This is a genomic window from Schaalia sp. lx-100 (assembly GCF_021083625.1).
In the GTDB taxonomy this organism is placed as follows: Bacteria; Actinomycetota; Actinomycetes; order Actinomycetales; family Actinomycetaceae; genus Pauljensenia.
The window spans coordinates 125,395-142,230 of the sequence record NZ_JAJNRP010000006.1; the positions used below are offsets into that span (position 1 = coordinate 125,395).

The window sequence follows — 16,836 nt, forward strand, 5'->3', positions numbered from 1 at the left end:
TTTACGGGTTCATGTCAGTGAGAGGTGATACTGGCTTTTCCTCATGGTGAGCTGGAAGCGGGTACGGTATGTCGTGACCGTTTTCGCAGGTGATACGTGCGATGAGCTTGCCTCCACATTCGTTGTGTATAAGCGTGGGAGCCTCTGTGCTGTTGTGAGGTAGGTAGGTTGTGCCCCAGTCGCCTAAGGCAATCAATATGGGAGCAAGTGCAAGGCCCCGCTCAGTGAGTTGGTAGGCTGCTCGGGTGCGTTTCCCCTGTTCTTTGTATGAGTAGCGTGTAATAATTTCTGTTTCTTCGAGTGCGTGTAGTCGGCTGCTGAGTAGGTTTTTAGGGCATCTGAGGTTTTCGTAGATTTCGTTAAAACGATGTTTTCCACGGAATATGTCGCGCAAAATCAGCAGGGTCCATTTTTCTCCGACGATCTGTAATGTTCGGGCTATGGGGCATGGGTCTGTCGTGTCATAAGCGGTGCTGTCATCTTTTGACATAGTAACCTCAACAAGTTAAGTTTATTTTCTCAACTCAGCTTATTCTTCAAAAGAAAGTTACGCAAATGAAAGCCTTAACCCTTCGCAAATACAATCAGCCACTCGTCTGGAATGAGATGCCAATACCGACCCCGCGCGCGGGCGAAATCGTAATACAAGTCCACGCTGCAGGGCTGAACCCCCTCGACAATATGATCGCTCGCGGACAATTTGCACTCCTTTTCCCATACCGCCTGCCGCAGGTTATGGGCAATGAGCTTGCAGGAGTAGTGACAGCTATAGGAACAGGAGTGAAGAAATTTAAGGTAGGGGACGAAGTATTTACCCGACCAGATATTCACCATTTAGGTGCCTTTGCCACATACGTAGCAGTTTCAGCTGAGGATGTCGCCCACAAGCCGCGAAACCTCACAATGGTTGAGGCTGCGGCCCTTCCCTTAGTCACCTTAACCGCAATTCAGGCTTTTACTGAGAAAACCCACGTGAAACCCGGAATGAAAGTCTTTATTCAAGGTGGTGCGGGCGGTTTAGGTTCAGTCGCAATTCAAGTGGCAAAACATCTGGGCGCTACCGTTGCGACCACTGTTTCCACTCACGATGTTGAAATAGCTCGCACATTAGGTGCCGATATTGTGGTTGACTACCGCACACAAAAATATGAAGACTACGTGCAAAACTTTGACGTTGTCCTCGACACACTGGGAGGAAACGAAACCTTCCGCTCAATGAAAGTACTCAAAGCAGGTGGAACTTTGGTCAGTGTGATCGGGTCGCCAGATACTGATTTTGCTGACCAGCTAGGTAAACCCATTGTAAAACCATTGATGTGGTGGGCTGGACGTAAAGAACGAAAGGCCGCGCGCCAACAGGGGGTAACATACAAATTCCTTTTTATGCGCGCCAGCGGCCAACAACTCGCAGACATCACACCCGCTATTGAAAGCGGAGCCATTCGCCCCCTTATAGCCCAGAGTTTCCCGGCCGAAAAACTTGCTGAAGAACTACCTCAACTTGGCAAGAAGAAAACTGGCCCAGGGAAAACAGTCGCTACTTTCGTGTAACTGTGGACTGACCCCTGTTTGTTAGACAGCGAGTTCGTATTGTTGTCGGTATTTTAGTGGGCTGGTGTGTAGTCTGCTGACGATTCGTTGGGTGTTCCACCAGTGGATGTATTCGGTGATGATTCGTCGCAGACTTGCTTGTCCGGTGCGTGCGCCTTTGGAGAGTCCAAGCTCGATTTTTAGTCGGGCGAAGAAGGCTTCTGCTGGCGAGTTATCCAGACAGTTTCCTTTCCGAGACATTGACTGTCGTACACCTAAGGTTTGCAGGAGCTTGCGGTAGTCCTCAGAAAAGTATTGGCGCCCTTGATCGGTATGAATGATCGTTTTACGCAGATTCCTTGTTTTGCTGTAGTCACGAACCATCCCTGTGACAAGAGCAGAGTCTGGGGAGGTACTCAAACGCCATGCCACTACTTCATTGTTGAACAGATCAGTCAATGGTGAAAGGTAGTACCAGGTTCCACCCCACTTAATCTGTGTAATGTCTGTGACGAGACATCGCCCAGGCTTTGAGGCACTAAAGCGGCGTTGTAAGCGGTTGGGAATACACGCAAGTGTTCCTGCGAAAGACCTATAGTGTTTGCGTTTGGGCTGGGCTCCTTGTAACCCGACACGGCGCATCAGGCGTGCAACCTTCTTATGGTTCATGCAACGCCCTTGATGAGTCCCAAAACCAATGCGTATCAGGTCGGTGAGGCGCCGATACCCATAACGCCCATGAGCATAGGCATATGCTTCTTGGACTAGCTCTAGATCAGCATCTATCCGACAGGCATTCTTCAACGCCCAGTAGTACGTTGAACGGGCCAGTCCAACAATCCGACAAAGTCTTGATACTGGATGGTGTGCTTTGAGGGTTGTGACCAAGCGGATCAAGAACGCTTGCCACGTGTCAGTCTCCTCCCTCAAAGCGCAAGATTTTTCCAAGATCTCCACATGCAACGCGTCAAGTTGTTGACGCTTGGCATCACAAGTTGCTTGCTGCTTGGCGGACTCGATGTGTTGACGAATTTCAGCTAACCACTTACCCCACTGGCTAATCCCCATTCCAGCCTTTTGAGCCCGAACAACCCGCCCACCTGCCGCTCGCGCTCTTTGTTCATAATCAGTCATGTGTTGACGCTCCAACCACCGCCCAAACAACGCTGGATACGAAGCTGAAGGCAACTTAAACTCGCGAGCTAAGTCCGACGCACTCTCACCATCAAGCCAACGTGATCCAACTTCTGTTTTCAATTCTATGGGCCACGTACGAAACGACGGGACTTTTCGCGCGTGTTCGATACCATGCACATCAGCTTCTCGACAATAACGACGCGCAGTTTCATACGCTACCCCAGCCAAACGCGCGCAATCACTAATAGAAACCCCTTTGGCATACAAACGCAGCACCTTCAAGCGCCGCTCCTTAGTCCTCTGACTCATAACAGTCCCTTCACATCAGAACTGTCCAACCACAGGGGTTCACTCCACTGTTGCGCTTTCCTTATGATGCGTGCTGAAACTGATATGGAATAGCGCAATTGACAAAGCGCCTTGACCCGGCAATAAGTGAAGGACCCTAGGTTTGGCCGCGCTCTAGGGTAGGTGTCTATGCGCGGTCAGGATTTTAGTGTGCTAAATGAGGTCGTGCTGGGCGAGGGGAGCCGTCCCAACGCGCGCTCAGACTTTTGCTTTACAAAACAGGCGAGGACTGATGGAATTCCACCAGCCCTCGCCTGAATGATCTTCACAGGCGACGCGTGGAAGTATGCCCTCTGCGACGCTCAGGAAGTAAACAGCATGAAAGCGTCGTCACATGCCTACTGTTCGCGGCGACGTAGCGCCAACACACCTCCGATTCCCATGACGAGCACACTTGCCAAAGCCAAAGGCAACACCTGAGCACCTGTTGTCGCAAGCTGACGCCCCTTACCCACATAAGTTTGCGGATTCATAGGCTGCTCAAGCCCGCTTTGTTGAGGCAACGGAGTACCTTGCTCGTCGGAAGGATCCTGCCCAGCGGGAGGCTGCTGAGGGCTTCCCTCCGGCACGGAAACGTCACCGCTAGGCGTATGCGGATGAGCAAGAATCTGCTCAATCGCTGCTTTACCTGCATTCAGCTCAGCCGTGACATCCTCAATACTGTGTGCGGCAGAAATCTTCGCAGCTGCGACACGTGCGGCTTCCTCAACTGCTGCAATAGCAGCAGCCTTTTCGCTTTCCGTTAAATCGCTATTCATCCCGAGCTGTGTTTTTGCTCCCTCAGCCACATTCGCCAGCTCAGTCAGAGCCTGAGCTTTCGCATTCACCAAGGGATCCGGATTTTCAGGATCCGACACAAGCGCCCAGATAGAGAAGTGCTCCGTGTCGAAACTGATTCGACCATCAGCCACCGTCGCCTCCACTGGATACGCCTTTTTATCCTGACCAATGCTGAAAATACGCGGATTAGTCAAGCCCTGAACGGGAAGAGTGACAGTACGTGTTCCTTCCGCTGATACACGCTGACCATCCTTTGTTAAGTACAGGTCATACAGGGCCACGATGACATCCCCATGACGATCCCGTAAAGCCTGCACAATCTCAGAATCCTCATGAGGAACAGCATGGAAAACGTAACCTGTCATATCTGACTGGAACGTAACATCCGCTACCTTCCCATCAATAAGCGTGTACAAGTACCCTGCACGCGCCTTCGCTGCACGCAATTCCTCTACACGAGCTGCCGCGTTTTCTTGATCCTTCAGCAATTTAGCGTGCGCGTTCTCCAATGCTGCAAGAGCGCGTACAGCTTCATCACGATCATTGAGGGCCTTAAGACGATGATCGTGGTCCATCTCGTCGGCAGCGATCTGCGCTTCAAGATCTTCTACGAGCGCACGTGCCTCAGCAATATCATTTTCAGCTTTCGTGACTTCGCTTTCGATCTTGAGGTGCTGCGCAATCGCTTCGTCAAGGTTTTGCGCAACTGGGAGATCACCGATTGTGAAAGAACGGCGGACCATAACCTCATTGCCCGCCTTATCTAGGGCGCGCAACATCAGGGCATGATGTCCAATTTCGTTCAGAGGCTGCTCAGCGCGGAAAAGGGCCGCATCATCATCAGCGCGTGACAACGGTAAGGGCTTACCGTCCAGATACGCTTCAACAAGCCCTACTTCACGATTATCAGTGACACGGAAAGCGGGGATGTGCCCTGCCGGGTACGCCTGATTTTCGTCAAGATTCTCAACGGCAACCTGAGGATCTTCCTTGTCGTAGGCAACGATGTAGTTTTCGCCGTGCTCCTCGTTAGAGTTACCGGAAATATCCGCAACCTTGACGTTGAGGTAGCTTCCTTCAGATAAAGTTACCGTGTGATCGACAGAACTTTCGTTCTTTCCTATCTCACCGTCAAGTGAACGTGACAGTACGGCATTCCCATTAACGTAGAAACTCCAACCGGTACCGGCATCACTGACTTTGCCTCGCAAACGGATTTTCCCTGCTTTATTTGCGTAGATCGTTCCAACAATGTCACGAGAATCATCTGCCCCTTCATTTGTGGTGTCAAGTGAATCAAAGACATCCGTTGTTGGTTCTTTCATGTCAACATAGGCAGAATATCCGCGGTTGAAAACAAGTGTGCCTTCACTGTTGTAAATTTTGACGTTAAAACCTGAGTAGCCTTCACTGATTGGCGCGATAGGGAAATTACTTCCACGCTGAGCCAATGGTTCAAGTTTTCCGTCGTTGAGTGAAATCTTCCAGCCGGTTCCAGGCGCGACCACCTCGAACTGGATAGCGTGCTTTCCTGGGCCAAAGTAATTCGGCAGGAAAGCCCGAGACTGGCTTGCATGTGCAGCTGATTCAGAGTTGAAAACCTGATAATCGAAAAGTTGCACAGACAAAGGAACAGAGGGGGCAGAAGGCGCAGACGGAACAGATGGTTGTGAGGAAGTATCTTCCTCAGCAGTGTCGTCGCGTTCCTCAAACTCGTAGTAACGCACTGTTTGACGTTCTGCCTCGTCACTCACCACAAAGTAGATGCCATCAGGATAGTCTTTGGCGCGAACACTGACATGGAAAGCCCCATCAACCAGTGAAGCTATCGGGCAATCGCTGACTTTCCTTGGGTATTCGTCCGATGTGCAGTAACGCACAGTGATATCTGAAGCCGCTGACACGTTATCGTGAACATTTGTGCCCGAGATTTGTGCAGTTCCGTCATTTTCAACCTTGACATATTCCTCATCTTCATCAGCCCATGTGACATCCCAATCAACCGTGGGCGCAGTAAAGTCACGGACAAATTCATGAGTAAATTCTTGTGAACGGCCATCAGTGAATGAAACTTTCACAACGAGCGTGTTATCACCTTCGATCAGGTCATTTGACAGATCTGCAAGGAAAGTACGGTCTTGCGGGTCAATTGCGGCATTTACGTCCTGCCCATTGATCTGGAAGGTGAGTGCTTGAACCTGCTCAGAGACAGTGCCACGAAGTTCGGTGACATTCTTCTTTGTTAGCTCAGATATGCCAGAAATGGACACGTCAGGGTTATGGAGTGACTGCACCAGAGGCTTACCGTTGATGTCCTCATTGTCATTGCCTGCAATGTCGATGACATGTACGCGCAACTCATTATTTGTTAATGGGTTGAATGTGATGTCGTCGATGACAAATTCTTCGGCTGTGCCATCTGCTTCGACCCGCTCACTCACTTTAGAAACCTTCAGAGGCTCACCATCTAGGGTTGCCTTGACGGACTTGAGCGAGAAATTATCCTTTGATGAAATCACGACACGGTGTTTACCATCAGGGGTTTCTTCAAGTTTTGCCGTTGCAGTGGGCTTCTGGTTATCGAACTTGACTGGTAAGTAGATGATTTGCCAGGGGCCTTCCGCTTTATTACGGAATTTCATACGGTAGTAGTACTGACCGTCGGCAACGAAATCATATTCGCCGGTTTGTGGGTTAAAGGCTTTCCCATCCCACTTGTACTGTTCGAGCGGGTATCCGGCTTCTTCTTTCGCCCAGTCAAAGTAGGAGTATTCGCCGTACAGGAGGCGTTTCATGTACTTCGCATTTGTTAAGCCCTTAATGGGTTCAACGTTATCGTCGCGTTTGTTGACGATATCAATGCGGTAATCGAGGATGTCGCGTAGCACTGCTAAACGAGGTGCGACTTCGAGAATACCTTCACGGTCACGCTGGTGAGTGAAAGCAATCTTGTCAGGGTTAACGCCTTCCTCAAAGTCTGTGCGACCTAATTCTTTGAATTGAGGGGTTGAAAGATTACGGTTACCCAGAAGCGTGGTGAGCTTGAGTTTTGAGTCTTTTTCCCACATAGGAGCATCAACGAGTGCTTCTTTCCCCCAGTCTCCGGCGAAGCCAAAGAAAGGCAAGGATAGGGATGCATTCGTGTCGTTAGTTGATGTGAGGTAAATGTAGCCTTCAACAAACTGTTCGTGGGCCTCACCTTTATCTAAAGTGACCTCGAAAGTTTCAGTTTGTCCGGGAGCAACTGTGAGTCGTGTTGTTGATGCTGTCGCAGATGCACCGGGGACGGCAGTTGAGTGAATCTCGTTGACGACGGGTTTGGTGTCTGTCCCGTCCTCTTTTTCAACTCGTTTCGTTGTTGAGGTCAGTACGCGAGAAGTGGTCACGTCGTAGGATGCGGGCTGAGTACCGAAGTTACGGACGGTCAGTGTGAATGTCCGCTGTTGTTCGTTGATTTCTTTGAGGGCGGCGGCTCCCTTGTCGTTATGTGTGAGCAGTACACGGTTTGCTAGTGCGTGCTCGACTTGAACCAGACCGGCCCCTTGCTGGCGTGGTGAATATTCTGGGTTGCTTCCATCGGCGTGGATGTCGCGCAGGGGCAGTGCCGTGTTCATGAGGAGAATACGTGCAAGATCAACGCGATTAATGTCTTGAGGAAGTGCTGTGCCGGCAAGTTTTTGGAGCAGCAATGTTGATGCGCCTGCGATGTATGGTGCAGCCATTGATGTTCCAGTCATGACGGAGTAATCGTCATTATTTGCTAGGGAGTAGATTTCTTCGCCCGGGGCAATGAGGTCGGGTTTGAGTTCAAGATCGACAGTAGGCCCCCAGCTTGAGAAACCGGCGGGGCCGATTTCTTGAGCTGGACGAATATCCAGATCAATGTGTTTATTGGTGTTTTTCTTGATGGTCATACGTGGGTTTTGCGCAATGCGTGTCAGAAGTTCGTCGCCTTCGTCGTGGGCTAATGCTACTGACCAGCCGTGCGTGAGTTTGTCGTATGGTTCAAGTTCGGTGGGGATTTTCACGTGGTAGGTGTCGCGTGATGACTGTGAAATATTGTTGATGAACACCATGCCGGCTGGTTTCTTTTCTGAAACGCGCGTGATCTTTTTGACGATGTTTTCACCGCCACGTTTGACCACGGCAACTTTGCCGGTGAGGTCTTTGTCTTGCAGGTCTGCCTCAAAACCAAATCCCACGTTAACGAATTCGTATTCGGTGGCTTCGGTGGGCAGGTCGCGTTTGTCACCGAAGCGCAGGTAACGGTATTCCTTGCCGCCAATGGAAAGCGATTTATTGCGGAGGGTGGGTGTTTGGGCTGCGCCTACGCCGATTGCGTTATCTGTTGCGGCAACTGACACTGTTGTTGCGGTGTCTGTTTGTCCGAAAGCGTTATCGGCGATGTTGTCGAATGTTGTTGAAGATGAGGACGCGGCACCGTTGCCCATAGCTGCTACGACAATGACGCCGTGAGCTTTAGCGTTTTCAACAGCCGTGTGGTAGGTGTCGCCGGGGCGTCCGGTTCCATTGGAGCCGATGCTGAGGCTGATAACGTCGGCCCCATGTTTGATGGCATCTTCCATAGCCATGTATGCAGCGTCTTCACGTACCGCACGGGAGGTCCCACTAAAAACTTTGTAGGCAAGTAGCTGTGCGTTTGGAGCTACACCGTCGATTCCTTCGCCTTTAGCTATTGCTTCATCTGTCGCATTGGCCGCTAAAATGCCCGCGATGTGCATACCGTGTTGTTCGCCGGGAACATCGTCTTTGAGGACATGATTATTGTCAATGTAGTTGTAGCCGTGGGGTACTTTAAGTGTGAATTGGTCATCGCTGGGTTGTGTGGCGGTGATTTCGGTGATTTTCGGTGTGAAGCCTTCATCGAGTCGTAGGTCGTGGTGTCGTATATCCACGCCGGAGTCGATTGTTGCGATCACCATTCCGCGTCCGTCAGCGCTGAAGTTATTGCTGGCAGGTAAAGCTGCGCGTAGTTGTGAGGCGGATACGCTTTGGGCTCGTGAAATCGGAGCGTCTTCAACTGCTGTGATCTGGGGGATCTGTGTGAGTGCTTCGATTTTGTCTGTGGGAATGTCTAGGGACAGGCCAGTGAATACGAGGTCGTATTCGTAGATGATACGAGCGCCATCGAGAGCTTCGATTGCGGTTTTTACGCTTTCGCGGTCTTCTGGTGCAAAACGTGCGATTACGCGGCTTGTACCTGGTTCTTGTTGGATAGAAGCGGGAACGGCTTGCGCGTCTGCTGTATGTGGGGCGTGCTGGGTGGCGCTGACCAGCCCATTGAGTCCGCTCAGAGCTGGTAATGCGAGTCCAACAGTGAGGAGTGATGAAATGATGATTGTGTTCGCGCGAGGGCGAGAGTATCGTGAACCCGAGTTACCGCGCCTGTGCTGTTGGTCGGGTAGGGGTGGGGGAAGCGGCTTTTCTGGGCCGCGTGCATGTGTTTGATGCATTAGGGATTTCTCCGTAGTATCGTTGACATACGTCATGTTAATAGCATGAGCAGTTTTATCTTAGCTTTGCCTAACCTTATAAATCAATGGCCTTTGCCTTCTTCTATAAGGCCCATGAGTGCGTATGGCGCATAAGATGTGGATTTATTTCAATTCGCTATTCCAATGGGGGACCTAATGCCCCTTTTCTTTGCGTGTCACCGGAATGGGGGAACTCTTAAGTGGAAGGTGTGAATCGCTGAAATACGTTCCGGCCTCGTTACTTCATGTCAGTATGCAGATACTTGTATATAAAAATTAAAATATTTGCTAGCGTGTAAAAGTCCTCAGTCCCCCAGTCTGCGCATCGCGCAGTGAGGAGAAACATTGAAATCGCTAAAAATATTCACGTTGGCAGCAACAATTACTTTATGCGCTGCGCCAATTGCTGCTTATCCTACTCTGGCAGCATCCAATGAGTCAGATGCTCCTGCTGAAACGGTTGCTGCACCTTTGCCCGCAGAGAGCATAGAAGCAGATCCTCCTGAATCAACCGTTAAGGTGACTGCTCTGTTTAATGTGCACCTCAAAGAGTCCAGTGATGCGCGGCAAGAGTATCCTACCGAGGAACAAACGGCTTCAATGGGCCTTGTGCTGAAAAATAAAGCCGGTAAGGTTTATCGCCCAACAGAAATTATGGAGGGTTTTAGGCCAAAGTTTAGTGAAATACCGGCTGGCAGCTACACGGTAGAATTTGCGCCTATCGCGGGTTATCACGTGGGGCAAGGTGCTACGGGTTCAGGATACCCTTATCGTCAGCCCGGTGAAACTATTGACTTAGCGGAGGGTAATCCCCGCGTTATCCGGTCTTTCTATATCTTGCTTCTGAAAGATCCAGAACCAGCAGATACTCATGATGAGGAGAACGCCTCAGGTGCTACTGATAACGACACTGCGTCGGGTAGCGCGGATAACGGTAATGCTTCGGATAGTACTGATAATGGCACTGCCTCGGATTCCGCAGGTTCGGCTAATAATACTGCTGGTGCAGGCACGAACAATACCGGTGCGGGCGTGAATGATGCAGGTGCAGGCACGAACAATGCCGGTGCTGCGAATACCGGTGCTGCTAGTAATGCGGGCAGCGGGACTGCTGTGAATAATGATGCTGCTACTACGAACGCTGCTGATAATACTGGTGGCGCTTCTGGCAATTCCGGTGCTGGCTCCGACAAAGCTCAGAGCGGGAATAATCAAGAAACAGGTAAAGCTCACAACCCCAAGGGAAGTCACTTACTTGCTCACACTGGCTTTGCCACCGGAGCAACTGCCTGTGCTGTTATGACGGCTCTTGTAGCTGGAGCTGCACTGACTCTGACTCGTCGCCGTATTCAAAAATAGGCAGTCGCTGAACAAATGTCAGCACAATAAGCCCGGGTTCACTTCCCGGCATTAACCTTAAGGTCGCCCTCACATCCGCGCCACGCGTGGAATGTGGGGGCGCACTTGTGTTTTAGCTGAGCGAATGTCGCACGGCCTCAATAGTCCCTGACCAGACAAGATGCCCGAGTGCTTCAGAGAAATGCTCCTGTGCTGGCTGGTCGTAAGCGGCTGGAATCGTCTTTATCGCCGGGAGGAGGAACAGGTGAAAACCTACCCAAACACCTGTACCTAAAATAGCTCCACCGTACTTTGTTATCCACGGGTAACGATGCGCGGCAAAGCAATAGGGAATAGCGGCGCCCACAGAAAACGCATGATGAATAGCGAGTGCGGTAACGGGAACCTTATTCTCGTTATAGGTAAGGGTTGCCTGACGCAGATTTTCCGACAGCCCCACTTGTTCAAGCAGATGCATCGGCGGATTAGGGTTATCGCGCGCGGGAGTACGTGGTGGCAGCGCGGCTTCCCAACCAATTTTCACCATCCCGCCGACAAGTCCCGCCACAATGCCAACCCCGAGCTTTCGAAAAGTCCCTGAAGTTTTTGCACGCACCTTCTTACCCTGTGAATATGACACTGCGCCCCTCTTTCCTGAACTGTTGGAGCCGCGCGGAGAATATGCAGAATATTCCGTGCTGCACCATTCGGAGAATCCTTATTTTAGTAGCGCTCCACATGCGTGGCTTACGGGGGATTGTGAAGCGTTTGACTGCTCTGGTACGACACTCCACTTTGTGTGCCTAGCTTGCGTGGAGCACACATTTTCACCGACCGGCTAAATTATGCCGAAAAATTGTGTTCCTAGCTTGCGTGGGTACATGTCAGAGGAAGGGCAACGAGCAAAGCGCTAATCACTTGCCCCGGCCCGCTATCGCCCGGCAAGTACAAGCCCGCCAGTCATGGCACAAGGGTCCAAGTGGGGCATCCCATTGGTTAGGCGCGCAGGAATTATGGAATTGTAGCTAATATCACGCTCTGTAGCGGGGGGGGGCGTATTTTTCTCGCTTGAGCAGATTTGGGGCTTAATGGCCTGTGACCTGCTGTTTTGCGGAGATATTTCTTTATGCCTGACCTGGATGCTCCCGGAAAACGGCGTATTTTCCCTGTTTTTGTAGGATCGGTTGGGGGGGGGTAACTTAGGAGTGTTTGTATCATTGCGCCCGCTGTATTGAAGCAGGTGTTCCTAAGGAAAGATTCATGCAGAAACCTGGAAAATCCCTTTTGAAGCGTGGCTCTGCGCTTATTACTGTGGCGGCTCTCGTCATCGCAGGATTCCTTCCTCCCGTCGCTGCGGCCCTCGCGGATGAAGAAAGAACTCTTACGGTGAACTACCACCGTAACTACAATGCTTCTGACACGACTGTTGTCACCAAGGTGTATCACGTCGGAGATTCCCTTGAAGGTATCGACGCGAATGACCAGGTTACTTCTGGCCTTCCCGGAGGAAATGCTTGGAAACACCAAGGATCCTACGGATACGGCGGTTGGATGGCAGCCCTTGACGTTCTGAGTGCTAAAGAAGCTATCGCCTGGTACACACAGAAGAATTACGTCACCGGCGGTGGTAAGTGGTATCGCGGTACCCAGGTTCTACGTGAAACCGATATTCCCGAAGGAAACACCACACTCGATCTGTACCAGCAGTGGATTTCTCCGACTTCTGTCGCTTCTACCGCCACCGCTTTGGCAACCGTTGAGCCAAAGGTGTGGCTCAACAACTCTCACGATTACACTGAATCGCAGCCTCTGAATCTTGATAAAGGGCAGCCAGCAGCTTTTAAAATGAGCTACGACTACGAGAAGCTGCGCAATACTCTTGCGCTTCTGTGGGGACGTATTGGGCTGGTTGATGGTTCTTCCGGTTACGTTAAAGCGCGCATCGACTCGCGTCTCACACTGGAACCTCAAGTCACTCTTGTCTTTAAGTCTCGCTGGCTCAAACCTGATCTCACACAGACAAACCCGCCCCTTTTTGTCGAAACACCAGTGGAAAACAAACCCGGTGAGTGGACCTTCACTATTAACACTGAAGGATTACCTGATGTTCAGGCCGGCGGTAAAACCTACAAGGAACTTAACCTTCCTCTGCTTCTTCAGCCTGCTTCCGTCATTGCTCCCATGAACTACGACGATTTCATGTCGGAAATGACTCTGAACACGCCTGAGGGTGGAAATGGTCTGAACTCCTACCTTAGCCTCGATAAATATAACGAAATTGCCACAGGATCTGACCCTGTTGTCACTTTTGCCGGTGGTATTCGTTTTGATGCCTCAGTTAGCGTCGCTCGTATGGGGTACAACCCGAAGCTCGCTAGCATCGTGGGAAATTTGACTCGGCTGAGTACCACGGATAAGGAAGCTCCTGCGCAGTACGCTCACCTGCACCCCACCGGTAAGGTAACGGTGAACTACGTGGACGCTGACACTTCACAGCCTTTGGAAATTAACGGCGAGAGCAGCGTCGTCATGTACGGCCGTGCCCTGAATAAGGCCCAAGCGGAAAGTGAACAAAACCGCGCCGCTACATGGACGGTCACCCCACCTGCAAAGGAAGGGTACTCCTTCGTTAACGTTCAAGATGATAAGGAACTAACAGGAACCTACGATTGGGAAAACCCTGTCACCCTTACCCTGCGTTACGCTCGTCCGTCCTACGCGGTTTCCTACGCTTTTGAAGCAGACACAGCTTCTCAGACAGCAGGACGTACCCTTCCTGCGGAAATCACTCAGCTTCTTCCGGAAACCGAAAACGGTAAGCGCACGGGCGACGAAATCAACGCTCCCGCACTCTCGACAACGTCCGTACAGGATGCTGTGGCTGATGGTACGTGGACTTTCCGAGGATGGGATGAGAACACCAAGACTGTGGAGGAAAGCAACGTTACTTTCACAGGTACGTGGGTTTTTGCTCCAGCCACTCATCAGGCGACCTTCACCTACCGGTCGGGGACGCAAGGTAGGGACTTGCCTGCTTCAATTACCGCCCCTGCGTCTGTGACAGGCGAGAAGGGTAAAGTCGTGACCGCGCCGACACCTGAGCAGAACAAGATTGCTGAGGATGACGGTGTATGGACCTTTACTGGATGGGATCACGAGAGTCAGACTTTCGCTGGCGAGGACCTAGCGTTTGTTGGCACGTGGACGTATTTATTGAATGCTCACGTTGCTACCTTCACCTACCGCTCAGGAACAGAAGGCAAGGATCTTCCTGCTTCTTTGGTCATACATCATAATCAGAGTGGTTCTCAAGGAACCGTGGTGAATGCTCCGGCCCCTGAGTCGGCTACTGTGGCTGATGCTGATAATGATGGTGTATGGACCTTTACCGGCTGGGATCACGAGAGCCAGACTATTGGTACTGAGGATATAGCCTTTGTTGGTACGTGGACTTTCGCGAGCAATGAGCACACTGCGACTTTTGCTTACCGGTCGGGGACGCAGGGTAAAGATCTTCCTGCTTCACTTGCTGCGCCTGCGCCTGTTGTGGGTGTGAAGGGTGGCGTGGTGAACGCTCCTGCTCCTGCTGAAACCGTGGTGGCTGATGCTGAGGCTGATGGTGTGTGGACCTTCACCGGGTGGGATGAGAACACTCGTACTTTCGGTGTTGAGGATCTGGCTTTTGCTGGTACGTGGACTTTCGCGAGCAATCAGCACACTGCGACTTTCACGTATCGTAGTGGTACTGAGGGTAAGGTTTTGCCTGCTTCTATTAGCGCTCCTGTGTCTGTGACTGGTGTGAAGGGTGATGTGGTGAGTGCGCCTGTTCCTGTGCCAAATACTGTGGCTGAGGGTGATGGCGTGTGGTCTTTCACCGGGTGGGATCATGATTCCCAGACTTTCGCTGACGGGGACCTGGCGTTTGCGGGCACGTGGACGTATGCGGAAAACCAGCACACCGCGACCTTCACTTACCAGTCAGGAACGCAGGGTAAGGATCTTCCTGCGTCTTTGGTTCATCCACAAAATCAAACTGGTGCTCAAGGAACCGTGGTGAACGCCCCAGCCCCTGAGTCGGCTACTGTGGCTGATGCTGAGGGTGATGGTGTGTGGTCTTTCCAAGGGTGGGATCATGATTCCCAGACTTTCGCTAGCGAGGATCTGGCGTTTGTTGGCACGTGGACTTTCACGAGTAATCAGCACACCGCGACTTTCACCTACCGTAGTGGTACGCAGGGTAAAGATCTTCCTGCTTCGCTTACCGCGCCTGCGCCTGTTGTGGGTGTGAAGGGCGATCAGGTGGCTGCTCCGGCCCCTGCTGAGGCCGTGCTGGCTGTGGCTGATGGCACCTGGTCTTTTACCGGGTGGGATCACGATTCCCAGACTTTCGCTAGCGAGGATCTGGCGTTTGTTGGCACGTGGACTTTTGCGAGCAATGAGCACACTGCTACTTTCACCTACCGGTCGGGTACGCAGGGTAAAGATCTTCCTGCTTCGCTTACCGCTCCTGCGCCTGTGACAGGCGGGAAGGGCGATGTGGTGAATGCTCCGATGCCTGAGCAGGATAAGGTTGCTGAGGATGATGGTGTGTGGACCTTTACGGGGTGGGATCATGATTCTCAGACTTTCGCTGGCGAGGACCTGGCGTTTGTTGGCACGTGGACGTATTTGTTGAATGCTCACCTTGCCACCTTCACCTACCGCTCAGGAACAGAAGGCAAGGATCTTCCTGCGTCTTTGGTCATACAGCATAATCAGAGTGGTTCTCAAGGAACCGTGGTGAACGCTCCGGCCCCTGAACATTCCACTGTGGCTGATGCTGATAATGACGGTGTATGGACTTTTGCTGGGTGGGATCACGATTCCCAGACTATTGATACTGAGGATGTGGCGTTTGTTGGTACGTGGACTTTCACGAGTAATCAGCACGCCGCGACCTTCACGTATCGTAGTGCTACTGCGGGGATGGAGCTTCCTGCTTCACTTGTTGCGCCTGCGCCTGTGAGTGGTGTGAAGGGCGATCAGGTGACTGCTCCTGCTCCTGCTGAGGCCGTGGTGGCTGTTTCTGACGGCACGTGGTCTTTCCAGGGTTGGGATGAGAATGCTCGCACTATTGGGGTTGAGGATGTGGCTTTTGTTGGTACGTGGGTTTTCACTGCGAAACCAACCCCAACCCCAGCTCCGCAACCTCAACCGCAGCCGCAACCACAGCCGGGTGATATGCCGCAGTCCGGTGATGCGCCACAGTCTGGCGATATGCCACAGTCGGGTGACTCTCCGCAGTCGGGTGACTCTCCGCAGTCGGGTGGCGCGTCTGAGCTGGTGGGTGTTGCTCCGGTTGCTCCTTTTGCGTCGGATCCTTCTTCGTGTGTGGTTGCGCCTTTTGTGACGATTCCGTTGACTGAGGGTGTTGTGTACAGGATGGATGGTCGTGTGATTGATGCGGGTGAGCATGCGTATGAGTATGGTTCTACTGTTGTTGTGACTGCGCAGCCGTTGCCTGGGTTTGTGTTTGTTGAGGGTGCTCGTACGCGTTGGTCGTGGAGTGCTCCTGCGCGCGATCAGCTTGGTTGCGAGGTGGTTGATGCTGGGGCTGAAAGTGGCGCCTTGGACCAGTCGGGTTCGGGTGGCTTGTCTGATGAGGTGACTGTTGTTCCTGTGCGTCCTGTTTCTCGTCATTTAGCGAATACGGGTACGGGTGTGCTGGTTTTGTTGGTGCTGGTGGGTGCTTTGGCTGGTTGTGGCGCTGTGGCGCGTGGTGTGGAGCGTCGTGCTAGGGGCTAGTGCCTGAGTGTTCTCAGCAAAAGAAATCGCGTTGAGCGTGCGTGTCCTTCTTGCTTGTTTAAGGTGAGAAGGACACGCTTTTTATCAAGAAAACCAGCAACAAAAACACCTGTTACAAGTACGCTGCCCACCCTCAAGCGCAGCATGTGCGAGCGGCCGAACCACTCGTAGTCGATTGGCAGGACGCCGCCCACCCTCAAGCGCAGCGTGCGCGTTAGTGTTTCCACAACAAACAAAAACAAAAACCACGGAATCGACACAACTAGCCTGTGTTTCCTAATTCCTGTCGATCAGAGATTTCCTTCCAACGCGGCATCGCTGCTGCTGCCACGATTGCCTAATCGCTGTCGATCAGAGACTTCCTCGTTAAAGTCATCACGGAATGATTTGGCAGCGTCCGGAAGCGCAGGCTATACCGGACCTA

Annotated in this window: 8 protein-coding genes; 3 read left to right on the forward strand and 5 right to left on the reverse strand. The window is 51.9% G+C overall.

Going from position 1 to position 16,836, the window contains the following annotated elements:
• Position 1 precedes the first annotated feature (1 nt).
• Positions 2-490: a winged helix-turn-helix transcriptional regulator gene (locus tag LRP54_RS05675; RefSeq protein WP_231235319.1), complete on the reverse strand. Its 489-nt coding sequence runs from the start codon at positions 488-490 to the stop codon at positions 2-4.
• A 65-nt stretch (positions 491-555) separates the two neighbouring features.
• Between LRP54_RS05675 and LRP54_RS05680 the strand changes: the two genes are divergently transcribed.
• Entirely contained in the window at positions 556-1,551 is a 996-nt protein-coding gene (locus LRP54_RS05680; protein WP_231235320.1) for an NADP-dependent oxidoreductase, read from the forward strand.
• Positions 1,552-1,572: 21 nt separating this feature from the next.
• On the opposite strand, the gene LRP54_RS05685 is transcribed toward LRP54_RS05680, so the two are convergent.
• Positions 1,573-2,976, reverse strand: a complete 1,404-nt coding sequence (locus LRP54_RS05685) for an IS3 family transposase (protein ID WP_231235321.1) — start codon at positions 2,974-2,976, stop codon at positions 1,573-1,575.
• A gap of 377 nt (positions 2,977-3,353) precedes the next feature.
• A complete protein-coding gene (locus LRP54_RS05690) occupies positions 3,354-9,269 on the reverse strand; it encodes a S8 family serine peptidase (RefSeq protein ID WP_231235322.1) in 5,916 nt (1,971 codons plus the stop codon).
• A 366-nt stretch (positions 9,270-9,635) separates the two neighbouring features.
• On the opposite strand from LRP54_RS05690, the gene LRP54_RS05695 reads away from it, so the two are divergent.
• Complete coding sequence (locus LRP54_RS05695) at positions 9,636-10,649, forward strand: hypothetical protein (RefSeq protein WP_231235323.1); 1,014 nt, start codon at positions 9,636-9,638, stop codon at positions 10,647-10,649.
• 112 nt (positions 10,650-10,761) lie between these two features.
• Here LRP54_RS05695 and LRP54_RS05700 read toward each other — a convergent pair whose 3' ends face one another.
• Positions 10,762-11,268: a DUF1440 domain-containing protein gene (locus LRP54_RS05700; RefSeq protein ID WP_231205568.1), complete on the reverse strand. Its 507-nt coding sequence runs from the start codon at positions 11,266-11,268 to the stop codon at positions 10,762-10,764.
• A 620-nt stretch (positions 11,269-11,888) separates the two neighbouring features.
• Between LRP54_RS05700 and LRP54_RS05705 the strand changes: the two genes are divergently transcribed.
• Positions 11,889-16,412: an SHIRT domain-containing protein gene (locus LRP54_RS05705; protein ID WP_231235324.1), complete on the forward strand. Its 4,524-nt coding sequence runs from the start codon at positions 11,889-11,891 to the stop codon at positions 16,410-16,412.
• Here the strand turns inward: LRP54_RS05705 and LRP54_RS05710 are convergent.
• Positions 16,409-16,672, reverse strand: a complete 264-nt coding sequence (locus LRP54_RS05710) for a hypothetical protein (RefSeq protein WP_231235325.1) — start codon at positions 16,670-16,672, stop codon at positions 16,409-16,411. The genes LRP54_RS05705 and LRP54_RS05710 overlap by 4 nt on opposite strands.
• Between the last annotated feature and the right edge of the window lie 164 nt (positions 16,673-16,836).

Bases quoted from the DNA above. Each gene is read 5' to 3' on its own strand.
- LRP54_RS05705 (WP_231235324.1), top strand. From the start codon at position 11,889: ATGCAGAAACCTGGAAAATCCCTTTTGAAGCGTGGCTCTGCGCTTATT.
- LRP54_RS05690 (WP_231235322.1), bottom strand. From the start codon at position 9,269: ATGCATCAAACACATGCACGCGGCCCAGAAAAGCCGCTTCCCCCACCC.
- LRP54_RS05685 (WP_231235321.1), bottom strand. From the start codon at position 2,976: ATGAGTCAGAGGACTAAGGAGCGGCGCTTGAAGGTGCTGCGTTTGTAT.
- LRP54_RS05680 (WP_231235320.1), top strand. From the start codon at position 556: ATGAAAGCCTTAACCCTTCGCAAATACAATCAGCCACTCGTCTGGAAT.
- LRP54_RS05675 (WP_231235319.1), bottom strand. From the start codon at position 490: ATGTCAAAAGATGACAGCACCGCTTATGACACGACAGACCCATGCCCC.